14 protein-coding genes and 1 pseudogene are annotated in these 15,091 nt (G+C 71.0%); 9 read left to right on the top strand and 6 right to left on the bottom strand.

Annotation, left to right across the window (positions count from 1 at the left end; genetic code table 11):
• Window positions 1-7: 7 nt before the first annotated feature.
• From ACK4S2_RS05420 to dusB, 4 genes are all read right to left on the bottom strand, one after another.
• Complete coding sequence (locus ACK4S2_RS05420) at window positions 8-2,260, bottom strand: ATP-binding protein (protein WP_409621224.1); 2,253 nt, start codon at window positions 2,258-2,260, stop codon at window positions 8-10.
• Between the two features lie 136 nt (window positions 2,261-2,396).
• Complete coding sequence (locus ACK4S2_RS05415; protein ID WP_409621222.1) at window positions 2,397-3,770, bottom strand: response regulator; 1,374 nt, start codon at window positions 3,768-3,770, stop codon at window positions 2,397-2,399.
• Window positions 3,770-4,849: a two-component system sensor histidine kinase NtrB gene (locus ACK4S2_RS05410; protein ID WP_409621219.1), complete on the bottom strand. Its 1,080-nt coding sequence runs from the start codon at window positions 4,847-4,849 to the stop codon at window positions 3,770-3,772. The genes ACK4S2_RS05415 and ACK4S2_RS05410 overlap by 1 nt, the downstream gene beginning before the upstream one ends.
• Window positions 4,846-5,856, bottom strand: coding sequence for a tRNA dihydrouridine synthase DusB (dusB, locus tag ACK4S2_RS05405; protein WP_409621216.1), 1,011 nt, complete (start codon window positions 5,854-5,856; stop codon window positions 4,846-4,848). The genes ACK4S2_RS05410 and dusB overlap by 4 nt, the downstream gene beginning before the upstream one ends.
• A 213-nt stretch (window positions 5,857-6,069) precedes the next feature.
• Here dusB and ACK4S2_RS05400 point away from each other — a divergent pair, with 213 nt between their 5' ends.
• From ACK4S2_RS05400 to ACK4S2_RS05385, 4 genes are read left to right on the top strand one after another with little or no spacing between them, the layout of a single operon-like run.
• Complete coding sequence (locus tag ACK4S2_RS05400; RefSeq protein WP_409621213.1) at window positions 6,070-7,200, top strand: bifunctional 2-C-methyl-D-erythritol 4-phosphate cytidylyltransferase/2-C-methyl-D-erythritol 2,4-cyclodiphosphate synthase; 1,131 nt, start codon at window positions 6,070-6,072, stop codon at window positions 7,198-7,200.
• On the top strand, window positions 7,197-7,700 hold the full coding sequence (locus ACK4S2_RS05395) for a phosphatidylglycerophosphatase A (RefSeq protein ID WP_409621210.1): 504 nt from the start codon (window positions 7,197-7,199) through the stop codon (window positions 7,698-7,700). The genes ACK4S2_RS05400 and ACK4S2_RS05395 overlap by 4 nt, the downstream gene beginning before the upstream one ends.
• A 1-nt stretch (window position 7,701) precedes the next feature.
• Window positions 7,702-8,175, top strand: coding sequence for a CinA family protein (locus ACK4S2_RS05390; protein WP_409621207.1), 474 nt, complete (start codon window positions 7,702-7,704; stop codon window positions 8,173-8,175).
• Window positions 8,172-8,705, top strand: a complete 534-nt coding sequence (locus ACK4S2_RS05385) for a GNAT family N-acetyltransferase (protein WP_409621204.1) — start codon at window positions 8,172-8,174, stop codon at window positions 8,703-8,705. The genes ACK4S2_RS05390 and ACK4S2_RS05385 overlap by 4 nt, the downstream gene beginning before the upstream one ends.
• Here the strand turns inward: ACK4S2_RS05385 and ACK4S2_RS05380 are convergent.
• Window positions 8,692-9,741 carry a Hint domain-containing protein gene (locus tag ACK4S2_RS05380; RefSeq protein ID WP_409621201.1) on the bottom strand — a complete coding sequence of 350 codons (1,050 nt, stop codon included), beginning with the start codon at window positions 9,739-9,741 and terminating at the stop codon, window positions 8,692-8,694. The two genes, ACK4S2_RS05385 and ACK4S2_RS05380, sit on opposite strands and share 14 nt — an antisense overlap.
• A 133-nt stretch (window positions 9,742-9,874) precedes the next feature.
• Here ACK4S2_RS05380 and ACK4S2_RS05375 point away from each other — a divergent pair, with 133 nt between their 5' ends.
• Together ACK4S2_RS05375 and ACK4S2_RS05370 are read left to right on the top strand one after the other, a co-directional pair.
• Entirely contained in the window at window positions 9,875-10,657 is a 783-nt protein-coding gene (locus tag ACK4S2_RS05375) for an SDR family oxidoreductase (protein ID WP_409621198.1), read from the top strand.
• Window positions 10,658-10,771: 114 nt separating this feature from the next.
• Window positions 10,772-11,821, top strand: coding sequence for an ABC transporter ATP-binding protein (locus tag ACK4S2_RS05370; RefSeq protein ID WP_409621371.1), 1,050 nt, complete (start codon window positions 10,772-10,774; stop codon window positions 11,819-11,821).
• 24 nt (window positions 11,822-11,845) lie between these two features.
• Here the strand turns inward: ACK4S2_RS05370 and msrB are convergent, their stop codons facing one another.
• Window positions 11,846-12,238 carry a peptide-methionine (R)-S-oxide reductase MsrB gene (msrB, locus tag ACK4S2_RS05365; protein WP_409621195.1) on the bottom strand — a complete coding sequence of 131 codons (393 nt, stop codon included), beginning with the start codon at window positions 12,236-12,238 and terminating at the stop codon, window positions 11,846-11,848.
• A gap of 81 nt (window positions 12,239-12,319) precedes the next feature.
• On the opposite strand from msrB, the pseudogene ACK4S2_RS05360 reads away from it, so the two are divergent.
• The 3 genes and pseudogenes from ACK4S2_RS05360 (at window position 12,320) to ribD (ending at window position 14,760) form a co-directional block, all read left to right on the top strand.
• Window positions 12,320-13,050 (top strand): annotated as a pseudogene (locus ACK4S2_RS05360) (GNAT family N-acetyltransferase).
• A gap of 118 nt (window positions 13,051-13,168) precedes the next feature.
• Window positions 13,169-13,636: a transcriptional regulator NrdR gene (gene nrdR, locus ACK4S2_RS05355; protein ID WP_409621192.1), complete on the top strand. Its 468-nt coding sequence runs from the start codon at window positions 13,169-13,171 to the stop codon at window positions 13,634-13,636.
• Entirely contained in the window at window positions 13,633-14,760 is a 1,128-nt protein-coding gene (gene ribD, locus ACK4S2_RS05350; protein WP_409621189.1) for a bifunctional diaminohydroxyphosphoribosylaminopyrimidine deaminase/5-amino-6-(5-phosphoribosylamino)uracil reductase RibD, read from the top strand. Before nrdR ends, ribD begins: the two co-directional genes overlap by 4 nt.
• Window positions 14,761-15,091: the final 331 nt, after the last annotated feature.

Below are 15,091 nucleotides of genomic sequence, written 5' to 3'. Positions count from 1 at the left end.
TCCCCCCTTACTGTCCGCGCCGGGCCCTGCGCGCGGCAGGCACCCCCAGCGGCAGGCGGATCACCGCCATTGCGCCGGGCCGGTCGCTGCCCCCGTGCGGGGGGGCATCTTCCAGATCCAGCGTGCCGCCATGTTCTTCGATGATCTTCCTGACGATGGGCAGCCCCAGCCCCGTGCCCTTTTCGCGCGTGGTCACGTAAGGCTCGAACAGGCGCGCGCGGTCTTCGGGCAGGCCGGTGCCGTTGTCGGCGATGCGCAGCACCGCCGCGCCATCCTCGGTGGTCAGCGTCACCCGGATTTCCGGCGCGTGCCCGGGCGGTGCGCCCCTTTCCCGAAACGCCTCGATCGCCTCGCCCGCGTTCTTCAGCAGGTTGGTCAGCGCCTGCCCGATCATGGTGGCATCCAGCGGCAGCACCATCGGGTCTTGCGGCAGGCTGACGGCAAAGGTCACGCCCGGCTGGCCGCTTTCCTGCAGCAGCACGGCGCCGCGCACCAGTTCTACCAGATCCTCGTCGCGGGTTTCGGGCTGCGGCATCCGGGCAAAGCGCGAGAACTCGTCCACGATGCGGCGCAGGTCGCCGGTCTGGCGCACGATCACATCCACCAGTGATTCCATCGCCTGGCTGTCGTCCTCGGACAGGCGGGGGCCGAAGCGGCGGCGGATGCGTTCGGCCGAAAGCTGAATGGGGGTCAGGGGGTTCTTGATCTCGTGCGCGATGCGGCGCGCCACGTCGCCCCAGGCGGCCATCCGCTGCGCCGACACCAGGTCGGTCACATCGTCGAAGGCCACGACAAAGCCTTCGCGCGCGCCGTCCGCGGCCGATCGCCCGGCCATGCGAACCAGCAGGCTTTCCATCTTGCCCTTGCGGGTCACGCGGATTTCCTCCTGCACGGCGGTGCCGGCAGACTGGGCGCGTTCGAACAGCGGGGCGAATTCGGGCACCACCAGCGAAAGCGGGTCGCCGGCGCCCGCGTCTTCGGCGATGTCAAGCAACCGGCGGGCCGAACGATTCAGAAACACCACCCGGCCGTCGGCACCCAGCCCGATCACCCCGGCCGTCACCGAGCCCAGCACCGAATCGAACAGCCGCCGCTGCGCCTCGGTTTCCCGGTGCCCCTCGACCAGCGCATCGCGCTGAGCCTTCAACTGGCGCGTCATGCGGTTGAAGGCCTGACCAAGGGTTGCGATTTCGTCGCCGGTGTCGGGAGGGGTGACCTGCACGTCGAAATCGCCGCTCCCCACCCGCGCGACGGCCCCGGCAAGTTCGCCCACCGGCTGGGCCAGCCGCTCGGCAATCCACAGCCCCATCCAGACTGCGGCAAGGATCAGGATCAGCGCAAAGCCGAGGTAGAGCAGCCCGAATTCGAACAGCTGGCGCCCGCGCTCGGCCTCGAGCTGGTTGTAGAGCCGAACGGATTCCTGCGTTTCATCCAGAAGTTGCAGCAGCGCGCCATCCACGCTGCGCGACACATACAGCAGCCGGTCGGGGTATTGTGCCAGCGCGACCAGGGCGCGGAACTCGTTGTTGGGCCAGTCGCGGATCACCACGGTTTCGCCCGCGGCGGCGCGGGCGAGTTCTTCGGGGGCGGGGGCCTCGAAATCGAACAGATAGGACCGTTCGCCGCGCGCGCGAATCTCGCCCGTGCCGTCCACCACGAAGGCTTCGCGCAAGCCGCGCTGCACCTGCGCCTGGCCTTCGGTCAGGAACTGGCGCAATTCGCCGTCGCCGGCCACCAGCCCGGCCTGCCAGGCCAGCCCCAGCCGGGCGGCCAGCCCCTCGGCATCGGCGATCAGGTCGCGGCGCTGTTCGAACTCGTAGGCTTCGGCCGCCGCGCGCGAGGCTCCGACCACGTTGCGCACCCGGTCGGAGAACCAGCCTTCGAGCCCGATGTTGATCGTCAGCACGGCAAAGATCGCCACGAGCACCGTCGGCACCAGTGCCACCGCCCCGAAGATCGCCGACAGCCGCAGATGCAGGCGCGACCCCGAAGATTGTGCGCGCCGCGCCGCCAGAACGCGCATGACCGTGGCCGCGACCAGCGCCGCCAGCACCAGCACATACACGAGGTCGGCCAGGATAATCAGCCGCAGCAGATGCGAAGTGGCGCCCAGGCCCAGCGGACCCAGCGCCAGAAAGGTGGCCAGCGCCAGCAGCGGCCCCAGCGCCACCAACCCCAGCCGCGCGCCGGTCTGCACCGCGCGGGCGTGGCGCAATGCATAAAGCCTGTCCCAGAACCCCAACAGCGCGGTTCCCTGCACCGCCCCAATCCTTTCGATCCGGCCACAGCCGGGCAGAACACCTTGCGCAGGTCTGGGGGCTGCGCCCGGGTCAGACCGCAACATCTCGGGGCATGGCGAGGGGTCATGCAACCCTGCCACGCCTTGTGTTGCGGTTTTACATCAACTTGCGACGCCGTGTCACGCGGATATCGAGATCGGTGATCTTCTTGCGCAAGGTATTGCGGTTGATGCCCAGCAGGTCGGCACATTTGGCCTGGTTGCCGCCCGTGGCATCCAGCGCAATCTCGATCAGCGGGGTTTCCACCTCGCGCAGGATGCGTTGGTAGACGCCGGGCGGCGGCAAGGCGCCGCCGTGCAGGTCGAAATAGCGCTGCAGATGCCGGCTGACCGACACGGCCAGCCTTTCGCCTTCGCCGCCGCCGCGCAAGGGCTCGGCCGCAGGCTGGCTGCCCAGCACGGCATCCACGTCGGCACGGCCGATATCCTCGCCTGTGGCAGTCACCGACAGGCGGCGGATGGCGTTTTCCAGTTGCCGCACGTTGCCCGGCCAGGAATAGGCCCGCATCAGATCGCGCGCCTCGGCCGACAGGCGGCGCTGCGGCGTGCCATCGCGGCTGGCGCGGCCCAGAAAATGTTCGGCCAGCAGCAGGATATCCTCGACCCGTTCGCGCAAGGGCGGCACCGGAATGGTCACCCCGCCCAGACGATAGAACAGATCCTGCCGGAAGCGGCCTTCCTCGATCCGGCGGGTCAGGTCCACCTGGCTTGTCGCCATCAGGCGCGGCGCGCCATCGCCGAAGGTGTCGATCAGCCGCACCAGCCTGGCTTGGGTTTCGTCGTCGTAATCGGCGACCTCGTCGAACACCAGCGTGCCGCCGCGGGCGCGCGACTTCAGCGCCGCGATGCCGTCGGCGGTGGCCAGGTCGGCCGCCTGCGCCACCACGAAGGGCTGGTTGCGGCGGTCGGAAAAGTCGTGGATCGCGCGCGCGATCAGCGATTTGCCGGTGCCCGATTCCCCGGTGATCAGCACGGGCAGGTCGGTGTTCATCACCCGCGCCACCAGCCGGTAAAGCGCCTGCATCGCGCTGGTCCGGCCGACCAGCGGCAAATCCTCGGTCACCTCGCGCGCCGGGGCGGTGGTGGCAGGGCGCACCGGAGCCTTGCGCTTGGCGTCAAGCGCGCGGGCGGCGCGTTTCATCAGGTCGGGCAGGTCGAAGGGCTTGGGCAGGTAATCCCAGGCATCGGCCTCGGTCGCCTGGATGGCGGTCATGATGGTGTTCTGCGCCGAAATCACGATCACCGGCAGGCCCGGCCGCAGCCGCCCGATGCGCGGCAGCGCCTCGATGCCGTTGCCGTCGGGCATGATGACGTCCGAGATCACAAGATCGCCCTTGCCCTCCTCGATCCAGCGCAACAGCGTGATGAGCGACGAGGTCGCATGCACCTTGCACCCCGCCCGCGTCAGCGCCTGGGTCAGCACCGTGCGGATCGTGCGGTCGTCGTCGGCAACCAGAACCGTGCCATCCATCAGCTTTTCCTCCGTTCCTTCGGCACCATCGGCAACGAGACGCGGAACACGGTGCGCCCGGGCACCGAATCCACCGCGATCCAGCCGTCGTGGTCGGATATGATCTTGGACACCAGCGCGAGCCCCAGCCCGGTGCCGTTGGGCCGGCCGGACACGAAGGGCTCGAAGATGTCGGCGGCAATGGCCGGGGGCAGGCCGGGGCCGTCGTCGATGACCTCGACGGTCAGCGGCAAGGCCGAACCGCTGCCGTCCGGGCGGCGCAGGCGCAAGGCGTGGTCGTAAAAGCTGCGCAGCCGGATCGTGCCGCCTTGCGGGCCGGCTGCCTCGGAGGCGTTCTTCAGCAGGTTCAGGAACACCTGCTGCAACTGGTCGGGGTCGGCCCAGGCGGGGGGCAGCGAGGGGTCGTAATCCTCGACGAACCGCATCCGGCTGCCGAACCCCACCAGCGCCGAACGTCGCGCCCGGTCCAGCACGTCATGCAGGTTCACCGGCTGGCGTTCGGGGGGGCGCAGGTTGCCGAACTGTTCGACCTGCTCCAGCAGTTTCACCACGCGGCGGGTTTCCTCGACGATCAGGTCGGTCAACTCGCGGTCTTCGGGCGACAGGTTCATCGACAACAGCTGCGCCGCACCCGAAATGCCGGCCAGCGGGTTCTTGATCTCGTGCGCCAGCATCTCGGCCATGCCGATGGCGGATTTCGCGGCCGTCTTGGCGCCCGACCCGCGCCCCAGCCTGTCGGCCAGCTCGCGCGGCGAAATCAGCAGCAACAGCCGGTCGGGCGCATCCTGCATCGGCGCCACCTGGATGGTGCATTGGACCGGCGGGCGTTCGCCGCTGGTGACATCGACATCGTTGACGAACAGCGCCGCCTGATTGGCGCGCACCCGGGCAAAACCTTCGTCCAGCGGCGCATCGATCGACAGGGCGTCCAGCACCGGCTGCCCCTTCAGGCTGCGCGCCGAAGCGTTCAGGAACAGCTCGGCCGCAGGGTTGATCTCCTCGATCCGGTTGTCGGGCGCGATCAGCAAGGCCGGAATCGGCAGCGAGGCCCAGATGATGCCGGGGGCAGGCAGGTTCATGCCGCGCGCCTTTCCTGTAGGGGGCCCGGCGCATCGGCCAGCACGGAACGCAAGGATCTGCGCACGGTGGCCGCATCGGTCATGGTCAGTATGCGGGCACGGTCGGCTGCGGCGGCGCGGGCCTCGTCCAGATACCAGCCCAGGTGCTTGCGGGCCACCCGCAGGCCCAGATCGGTGCCGTAAAAGGCCAGCATGCTGTCATGGTGCGCCACCACCAGGTCGGCCAGCGCAGCACCCTGCGGCACCTGCGGCGTCGGTGCCCCCCACAACTCGGCCGCCACCTGCGCCAGCCGCCAGGGCCGCCCTTGCGCGCCGCGCCCGATCATCACGCCGGCCGCGCCGCTGGCGGCCAGCGCCGCCCTTGCCGTCGCCGCATCGGTGATGTCGCCGTTGGCGATCACCGGAATGCGCACCGCCTGCACCACCGGCGCGATCGCCGCCCAGTCGGCCTGCCCGGTGTAGAACTGGCAGCGCGTGCGCCCGTGCACCACCACCATGCGCACCCCCGCCGCCTCGGCGCGGGCGGCGATCTGCGCGGCGTTGTGGCTGGCGTCGTCCCACCCCAGGCGCATCTTGACGGTCACCGGAACCTGCACCGCCTGCACCACCGCCTCGATCAGCCGCAGCGCAAGGTCGGGTTCGCGCATCAGCGCCGATCCGCAGGCGCCGTTGCCGCTGGCCGAGGTGACCTTCTTGGCTGGGCACCCCATGTTGATGTCGATGATCCGGGCGCCCTGGCCTTCGCACCAGCGCGCCGCCTCGGCCAGCCACCAGGGGTCGCGCCCGGCCAGCTGAACGCTGGTCGCGGACTCGCCAAAGCCAAGCTCCGCCTTGGCGCGCGCCAGCGGGCGACCTTGCACGACCTCCTGGCTGGCGATCATTTCCGACACGACCAGCCCGGCGCCGAAGCCCGCCACGATGCGGCGGAACGGCAGGTCGGTGATTCCCGCCAGCGGGGCCAGGAAAACCGGCGGGTCCAGGCTTGCGTCTGCCAGTGCGATGGTCACGTGCCTTTTCCTTGTGCGATTGGTTTCGTGGTAAGCATGGGGTCGCCAATCGTCCATGCGCCCGCGCAACCTTGGGTGACATTCCCCGGATATGCTGTCTGAACAGGCGACGGCAAGGCGGATGTGGTGAAAAAATAGGCAATCGCTGCGATGGACGCGCCGGCGAATTGGTCGTAGCAAAAGCCCGGGCGGATGCGAAAGGGGCAAGGGCGCATGACGGTGGCAGCGATCGTGGTGGCGGCCGGGCGCGGCACCCGCATGGGTGGCGGCGCGCCAAAGCAATGGCGCCTGCTGGCCGGCCGCCCGGTGCTGGCGCATGCCGTGGCCGACCTGCGGGCCGCCGGCGTCGCACGCATCGTTCTGGTGCTGCACCCCGACGAACTGGCACACCCGCTGGTGCCGGCCGGCTGCTCGGTCGTTGCCGGCGGGGACAGCCGCGATGCGTCGGTCCGTGCCGGGTTGGCCGCGCTGGCCGCCGACCCGCCCGACCATGTGCTGATCCACGATGGCGCCCGCCCCTTTCCGGGCGCGGCTCTGGTGGGGCGGCTGGTGGCGGCGCTGGCCGACAGCCCCGGCGCGGCGCCGGCGCTGCCGGTGTCGGATGCCTTGTGGCGCGGGGTGGGCGGGCGCGTTTCGGGGGTGCAGGATCGCACCGGGCTTTACCGGGCGCAGACCCCGCAGGCGTTCCGCTATGGCGCCATCGTGGCCGCCCATGCCGCCCACCCGGGCGGGGCGGCCGACGATGTCGAGGTGGCCCGCGCCGCCGGGCTTGACGTGGCCATCGTCGAAGGCGACGACGACAACCTGAAACTGACCTGGCCGGCCGATTTCGACCGGGCCGAACGCATACTGAAAGGGCGCAGCATGGACATTCGCATCGGCAACGGGTTCGACGTGCATGCCTTTTGCGAAGGCGACCATGTCTGGCTGTGCGGGGTTGCGGTGCCGCACAGCCGCGGCCTGCTGGGGCATTCGGATGCCGATGTCGGCATGCACGCGCTGACCGACGCGATCTACGGCGCGCTGGGCCTGGGCGACATCGGCGTGCATTTCCCGCCCAGCGACCCGCAGTGGAAAGGGGCGGCCAGCCGCATCTTTCTGGCCCATGCCATCGAACAGGCGCGGGCGGCGGGCTTTCGCCTGGCCAATTGCGACGTGACGCTGATCTGCGAACGCCCCAAGGTCGGCCCGCACCAGGCCGCGATGCGCGCAGCACTTGCCGCCATCCTGGACGTGGAGCCGGGCCGGATTTCCGTCAAGGCGACCACTTCGGAACGCCTGGGCTTTACCGGGCGCGAAGAAGGCATCGCCGCCATCGCCACCTGCGCGCTGGTGCCCGCATGATCCGCGGCATCGTCACCTTCGGCTTCGTCGGGCTGCTGCGCCCGGCGCCGGGCACTTGGGGGTCGCTGGCGGCGGTCCTGCTGGCACTGGCGTTGCACGAGGCAGGGGGCACCGCGCTGTTGCCGCTGGCGCTGGCGGTGGTGGTGGCGCTGGGGTTCTGGGCGGTGCCGCAGGCCATCGCGGGCAGCCCCGACAAGGATCCCGGCGAAATCGTGATCGACGAGGTGGCGGGGCAGTGGCTGGCGCTGTGCTTCACGCTGTTGCCCTTGTGGTGGCACGGCGTTTCGGCGCTGGCGGCCTGGCCGGGGATCGTGGCCCCCTTCGTGCTGTTCCGCCTGTTCGACGTCTGGAAGCCCTGGCTGGTCGGCCGGGCCGACCGGCGCGGCGACGCGGCCGGCGTGATGCTGGACGACCTGTGGGCGGGGCTCTTTGCCGGCGTGGTGTCGGTGGTGCTGGCGGGCGGCTATCATGCCGTGCTGCAACCGGCGATGGGGCTTTGACATGCTGCTGAGCGCTGCCCGACTGGTCCGCGAAGCCACGGCCCAAGGCATCACCCTGGCCACCGCCGAAAGCTGCACCGGCGGCATGGTGGCGGCGGCGATCACCGATGTGCCGGGGTCTTCGGTGCCGTTCCTGGCCGGCTACGTCACCTATTCCAACGCCGCCAAGCGCGTGACCCTGGGCGTGCCCGCCGCGTTGCTGGACCAGTTCGGCGCCGTGAGCGAGCCGGTGGCGGCCGCGATGGCGACGGGCGCACGCGCGGCCTCGGGCGCGCTGGTCGCGGTATCCACCACCGGCATCGCCGGCCCCGGCGGGTCCGAGTTCAAGCCCGAAGGCCGGGTCTGTTTCGGCCTTGCCACGCCTGCGGGGGTCGAGACCGAAACCATCGACTTCGGCGCGCTGGGCCGCGACCGGGTGCGGGCGGCCGCGCGCGACCACGCGCTTGCGCTGCTGCTGCGGGCGGTCGGCGCATGACCCCGCGGCTGGAGACCCCGCGGCTGGTGCTGCGCGCGCATCGGCTGGAGGATTTTGCGCCGATGGCCGCCATGTGGGGCGACCCCGAGGTCACGCGCTTCATCCTCGGCCCGCCTGCCAGCCCCGAAACCACCTGGGCGCGGCTGATGCGCTATGCCGGGCATTGGCAGATGCTGGGTTTCGGCTATTGGGCGGTGGAGTGCCGGGAAACCGGCGCCTTCCTGGGCGATGTGGGCCTGGCCGACTGGCACCGCGCCTTCGACCCGCCCGAAGCTTTCGTGCCCGAAGCGGGCTGGGTGCTTGCGCGCGCCGCCCATGGCCGCGGACTGGCGACCGAGGCGATGGCCGCGGTTCTGGCCTGGGCCGATGCCCGGCCGGGGATGGAGCGGATAAGCGCGATCTTCGACCCCGCGCATGCGCGTTCGCTGGCGGTGGCGCGCCGCCTGGGCTTCGGCGCCGACCGGATGACGCGCTACATGGGCAACGCCACCCTGCGGCTGGAACGCGCGCGTCCCGTCACGGCACCCTGACCGGGCGGCGGCGGCGCAAGGCCGAAGGGCGCAGGCTTTCCAGCTGCGCGGCGTCGGGTTCCACGCCGAAATGCTGGCGCTGGGTCAGGCCCGGCAGGTTCTGGCGCACGGCCTCGGCCAGTTCCTGCGGCAAGGCGGCCACCGTCGCCTCGTTCACCATCAGGCTTTCCACCGGAATGCCTTCGGCATAGATGATCTCGTGCCGGTCGAAGACCAGGCTGAAGTATTCGGCAAAGCCGCCTTCGCGGCGGAACACCGCCTCGCCATCGACCAGGTGCTGCGCCTGCACCAGCAGTTCCGCCGCCGCCACGCCAGGCAGCCGGTCGCGCCGATACAGGAACAGCCGGTGATGCGGCCCGACGATCAGGTCGGCCTCGTTGCCCAGCGTGCCGCGCGCGATCACCACCGGGGCAAAGGCGCCGCGCGCGCGCAAGGTGGTGCGCCCGATCCAGCGCACCGGTTGCGGCCCGTGGTCGCGCGTCAGCACCCGGGTGCCGGGGGTCAGGTTCTCGATCTCGATCTGGGCGCCCGAGGCCAGCGCGATGCGCGTGCCGCGGTGGAAGGACAGGCAGATCAGATCCGACAGGCGCAGATCCTCGGGCGGGTCTTCGGCGGCCAGAAGGGTATATTCGGTGCGCGGCGCGATGGGCGTCAGCGGCAGGACATACAGCGCCGATTGCGCCGCCCGCCCGGCGGCCCGGTGGCGCAGCAGCACCAGGTCCACCTTCTGCCCGTCCGGGGCCATCATCATCAACCGCGCCGACAGGATCACCGGGTCGCCGGGCTTGCCCACCTCCGACCCGGGCGCCACCAGCTGCTGGCGGGCGGGCGGTGCCCCCGCCTGCGGGCGCGCCAGCGCCAGCCGCAAGGGGGCTGCGCCGGGGTCCAGTTCGTAGATGTCGCCCGGGCACAACTCGTCGCGCTCGGCCATGCCGTCGCCCAGGTTGGCGCCTGCGGTGACGAACAGGTCCGCCGCCGCGAACACCCGCGCCACATGCGCGGCCTGGCCGGAAGCGGGTTGGAACGGATCGGTCACGGAACTTTCCCTTGTCAGGATTCGGCCCGGAGCTTGGCCTTTGCACCCGACAAGGTATATCAGAACGCGGCGCGACAAGTGGGCGCAATGGTGGCCGTTTCGCGGCACGCGGGCAGAAAGGGGCAGGCAGAACATGGATCTGGGGATCAGGGGCAAGACGGCGCTGGTATGCGCGGGGTCCAAGGGGCTGGGGCGCGGCTGCGCCGAGGCGCTGGCCGAAGCCGGCGTCGATCTGGTGCTGAACGCCCGCGGCGCCGAGGCGCTGGAGGCGACCGCGGCCCATATCCGCGCCGCGCAGGGCGTGCGCGTCACGGCCGTGGCCGCCGACATCACCACCGAGGCCGGCCGCGCCGCGGTGTTGCAGGCGGCCGGCGGCCCGGTGGACATCCTCGTCACCAACGCCGGCGGCCCGCCCCCCGGGCTCTGGTCGGACTGGAGCCGCGAGGATTTCATCAAGGCGCTGGACGCTAACATGCTGACGCCGATCGCGCTGATGCAGGCGCTGTTGCCCGGCATGATCGCGCGCAAGTGGGGCCGGGTGGTCAACATCACCAGCCAGTCGGTCAAGGCGCCGATCCCGCAACTGGGCCTGTCGAACGCCGCCCGCGCCGGGCTGACCGGCTTTGTCGCCGGCACCGCGCGGCAGGTGGCCGAACATGGCGTGACCATCAACAACCTGCTGCCCGGCATCCACGCCACCGACCGCGCCGATGCGCTGGATGGCGGCGTGGCCCGGGCGCAAGGCATCTCGCTGGACGAGGCGCGGCGCCGGCGCGAGGCGACCATCCCCGTGCGCCGCTATGGCACAGCGGCCGAATTCGGCGCCGCCTGCGCCTTCCTGTGTTCGGTTCATGCCGGGTTCATCGTCGGGCAGAACATCCTGCTGGATGGCGGCGCGGGCAACGCCACGCTCTGACCGGCTTGCACAGCGCGCGCCCGGCTGCTACCTGCAGCCGGTAAATCCTTGTCTTTCGCTCGGGAAAGGGGCCTGCCGTTGCCCGACACGCCGCGCCTGGAAACGCTTGGCCTGATGCGCCGGTTCGGCGGCAAGCCGGTGGTCGACGACGTGTCGCTGCGCGTGGCGCCGGGGCAGGTGACCTGCCTGCTGGGCCCGTCGGGTTGCGGCAAGTCCACCACGCTGCGCATGATCGCCGGGGTGGAAACGCCCGATGCCGGAACCATCCGCATCGACGGGCACACGGTCTGGGGCGACGGTGCCGATGTGCCGCCCGAGGCGCGGTCCGTCGGGCTGATGTTTCAGGATTTCGCGCTGTTTCCGCACCTGACGGTGGCGGGCAACATCGGCTTCGGTCTGACGCGCCTGCCGGCAGCCGAACGTGCGGCGCGCGTGGGCGAGCTTCTGGAGCGGGTGAACCTGGCAGGCTATGCCGCCAAGCACCCGCACGAGCTGTCGGGCGGCGAACAGCAGCGCGTCGCCCTGGCGCGGGCCCTGGCTCCGCGCCCGCGCGTGATGCTGATGGACGAGCCGTTTTCCGGTCTCGACAACCGGCTGCGCGACGGGATCCGCGATGCGACGCTGGACCTTCTGAAGGAATCGGGCACCGCCGTGCTGCTGGTGACCCACGAGCCCGACGAGGCCATGCGAATGGCCGACGAGATCGCGTTGATGCGCGGCGGCAGGATCGTGCAGCGCGGCGCGCCCTACAACGTCTACAACGCTCCGGTGGACAAGGCCGCGGCCGCGTTCTTCAGCGACATCAACGTGATCCGCGGCGTATCCCGCGGCGCGCTGACCGAAACGCCCTTCGGCGCCTTTCTGACCCCCGGCCACCCCGACGGCGGGCGTGTGGATATCGTCATCCGCCCGCAGCACCTCAAGATCGACTTCGACCGCGGCGGCCGCGGCCCCAACCCCACCCCGCAAGAGGGCACGCCTGCGCGCGGCACGGTGGCCCGCGCGCGGTATCTGGGGCGCGAAAGCCTGGTAGAGTTCCGCATGGATTTCGACGGCTCGACCCTGACCGCAGCCGTGCCGGGCGTGTTCCTGCCGCGCCCGGGCACCGTCTTGTGGCTGATGATCCGCCGCGACCGCTGCTTCGTCTTTCCGGCAACGGGCTGAGCCGGCTGGGGCAGCCCCCCACCTTCAGGCTTTCGGCACGAACCGCAGCGCCACCCCGTTGATGCAGTAACGCAGGCCCGTGGGCGGCGGCCCGTCGGGGAACACATGCCCCAGATGCGCATCGCAGCGGGTGCAATGCACCTCGGTCCGGCGCATGCCATAGCGGGTATCCTCGGTATAGCCGACTTCATCCTTGCCGGCGGGCGCGGTGAACGAAGGCCAGCCGCAATAGCTTTCGAACTTGGTATCCTGATCGAACAGCGGGGCGTCGCAGCAGACGCAATGATAGGTGCCCGGCACGGTCGGAAAGCCTTCGTGGCTGCCCGCCCGTTCGGTTCCGTGGCGCCGCGTCACCTCGTAGGCCAGCGGAGAAAGTTGCGCCTTCCACTCGGCATCGGATTTCACCACCTTGTCCATCGCACAGCCTCCTTGCCTGCTGTCACATTGCCGCCCCAAGATGGGTGTATCGCCCGATCCGGCAAGGGACGGAACAGGTTCATGCTGGCAATGACAAGGGGCAAATACACCGCGCGGCTCGCGGTGTCGGCGCAGGATGTGGCGGCCGCGCAACGGCTGCGGCATCAGTGTTTTTTCGGGCGCCCCGGGGTCGATGCCGACGGTTTCGACCCGCTGTGCCGGCATGTGCTGATCGACGATGCCCAAGGCGCCCTCGTGGGCTGCTACCGCCTGCTGGTGCTGCGCTCGGGCGCCGAGGTGGCGCGCAGCTATTCGGCGCAGTTCTACGACCTGTCGGGCCTGGCGCGCCTCGATGCGCCGATGGCCGAGGTGGGGCGGTTCTGCACCGCGCCCGGGCACGCCGACCCCGATATCCTGCGCATCGCCTGGGGGGCCCTGGCCGGGCAGGTCGATGCGCTGGGGTTGGGGCTGCTGTTCGGCTGTTCGTCGTTTCGCGGCACCGCGCCCGAGCCCTATGCCGATGCCTTCGCCGCCTTGCGCGCAGGCCATCTGGCACCGCCGCACCTCGCGCCCGGGATGAAGGCACCGCATGTCTATGCCTTTGCCCGACACCTGGCCGACCGCCCCCCCGACCCGCGCCGCGCCGCGCAGACGTTGCCGCCGCTGCTCAAGACCTACCTGCTGATGGGGGCTGGGTTTCGGACCATGCGGTGATCGACCGGGCGATGAACACGCTGCACGTGTTTACCGCGCTCGATATCGCCGGCATTCCTCCGGCCCGGGCCCGCGCCTTGCGGGCGATCGCAGGCTGAGTCCCGCGCGCCACAGTCGCTGTCAATGTCTGGGGGGGGCGGAGCACGCGCTTAGCAGGGGTGCGGTCTTGCGCTAGTGTCTGGGGCAGAGCAGCAAGAAACCACAAGGAACACCCCCATGCGTTGCCCATTCTGCGGCAATATCGACACGCAGGTCAAGGATTCCCGGCCTGCCGAAGATCACGTCTCGATCCGCCGTCGCCGGTTCTGCCCGGCCTGCGGTGGCCGTTTCACCACCTACGAACGGGTGCAGTTGCGCGACCTTGTCGTGGTGAAGTCCTCGGGCAAGCGCGAGGATTTCGACCGCTCCAAGCTCGAACGTTCGATCCGCATCGCCATGCAGAAGCGCCCGATCGAACCCGAACGCATCGACCAGATGATTTCGGGCATCGTGCGCCGGCTGGAAAGCCTGGGCGATACCGACATCCCCTCCAAGGTGATCGGCGAGATCGTGATGGAAACGCTCGCTCGGATCGACACGGTGGCCTACGTCCGCTTTGCCAGCGTCTACAAGAACTTCCAGGAGGCCGGCGACTTCGACCGTTTCGTGAGCGAGCTGCGCCCGAAGCCGCGCGACGAGGAATGAGCCCCGAGGACGACCGCCGCCACATGGCCCATGCGCTGGCGCTGGCGCGGCGGGGTCTGGGCCGGGTCTGGCCCAACCCGTCGGTTGCTTGCGTGATCGTGCAGGGCGGCCGCGTGGTCGGGCGCGGTGTGACTGCGCCGGGCGGGCGGCCCCATGCCGAACCGCAGGCTCTGGCCCAGGCCGGGGCGGCCGCGCGGGGGGCCACGGCCTATGTCACGCTGGAGCCTTGCGCCCATCACGGCCGCACCCCGCCTTGTGCGGCGGCGCTGGTGGCGGCGGGTGTGGCGCGGGTGGTCAGTGCCTTGCAGGATCCCGACCCCCGGGTGTCGGGGGGCGGGCATGGGATGCTGCGCGCCGCCGGCATCGCAGTGACGACCGGCGTGCTGGCGGCCGAGGCCGCGGCGCTGCAGCGGGGGTTCCTGACCCGTGTCACACAAGGCCGGCCGATGGTCACGCTGAAGCTGGCGCTGAGCCTTGATGGCCGCATTGCCACCGCCACGGGGGAATCGCGCTGGATCACCGCGGCGCCGGCCCGCGCCCGGGTGCATCTGATGCGCGCGTGCCACGATGCCGTGCTGGTGGCCGGCGGCACGGCCCGAGCCGACGACCCGGAGCTGACCGTGCGGGGGCTCGGGGTGGCGCACCAGCCGCTGCGCCTGATCGCCTCGCGCGGGTTGGACCTGCCGCTTGCGGGGCGGCTTGCGGCCTCGGTCGGGCAGGGCCCGCTCTGGCTGTTGCATGGCGCCTCGGCCCCGGCCACGGCGCGCGACCGCTGGCAGGCGCTGGGCGCGCGGCTGATCGCGGTGCCGGAAACCGGCACCGGGCTCGACCCTGCCGGATTGCTGGCGGCGCTGGGGGCCGAAGGGCTGACGCGGGTGTTCTGCGAAGGCGGCGGGCAGTTCGGCGCCGCCTTGTTGCGCGCTGGTCTGGTGGACCGGCTGGAGGTCTTCGGCGCAGGGCTGGCGCTGGGCGCCGACGGGCGCGCCGGGATTGGCGCGCTGGGCCTGTCGGCGCTGGCCGATGCGCCGCGCTGGCGGCTGGTGGCGGCGCAACCCGTCGGCCCCGACCTGTGGTCGAGCTGGGAGCTGCCTGCACCCTGGCGCCATGACGCCCTGACGCCCTGACGCCCTGACACCCCCCGCCTCTTGCGGCCCGCCGGTGCCCGTTCCGGGCACCGCCCGGCCTTGGGCCGGGCCGGGGGACGCCCCCCGGACCCCCGGCGGCGTCCGCGCGCCCGGCCTGATGCGGCAACGCTCGGGGGCAGTGCGCCGCCGGTTCCCGCAAGGCGGGAGGACCGGAGGGGCCGGCGGCCCCTCCGGCGGCGTGCGGGGCCGGCGGCCCCTCCGGCGGCGTGCGGGGCCGGCCCCGCGGCGGCGGCGGCCCCCCCCCCCGGGGGGCCCGGGGCGCGCGCGGGCCCCCACCCCCCGGGGCGCGAAGGATGCCGGCCCAGGCCCC

The sequence above is a fragment of the Gemmobacter sp. genome, from assembly GCF_046292685.1.
GTDB lineage: Bacteria > Pseudomonadota > Alphaproteobacteria > Rhodobacterales > Rhodobacteraceae > Wagnerdoeblera.
The sequence above is the reverse complement of the archived record's forward strand: the minus strand, read 5'-3'. Positions and strand labels throughout refer to the sequence as shown.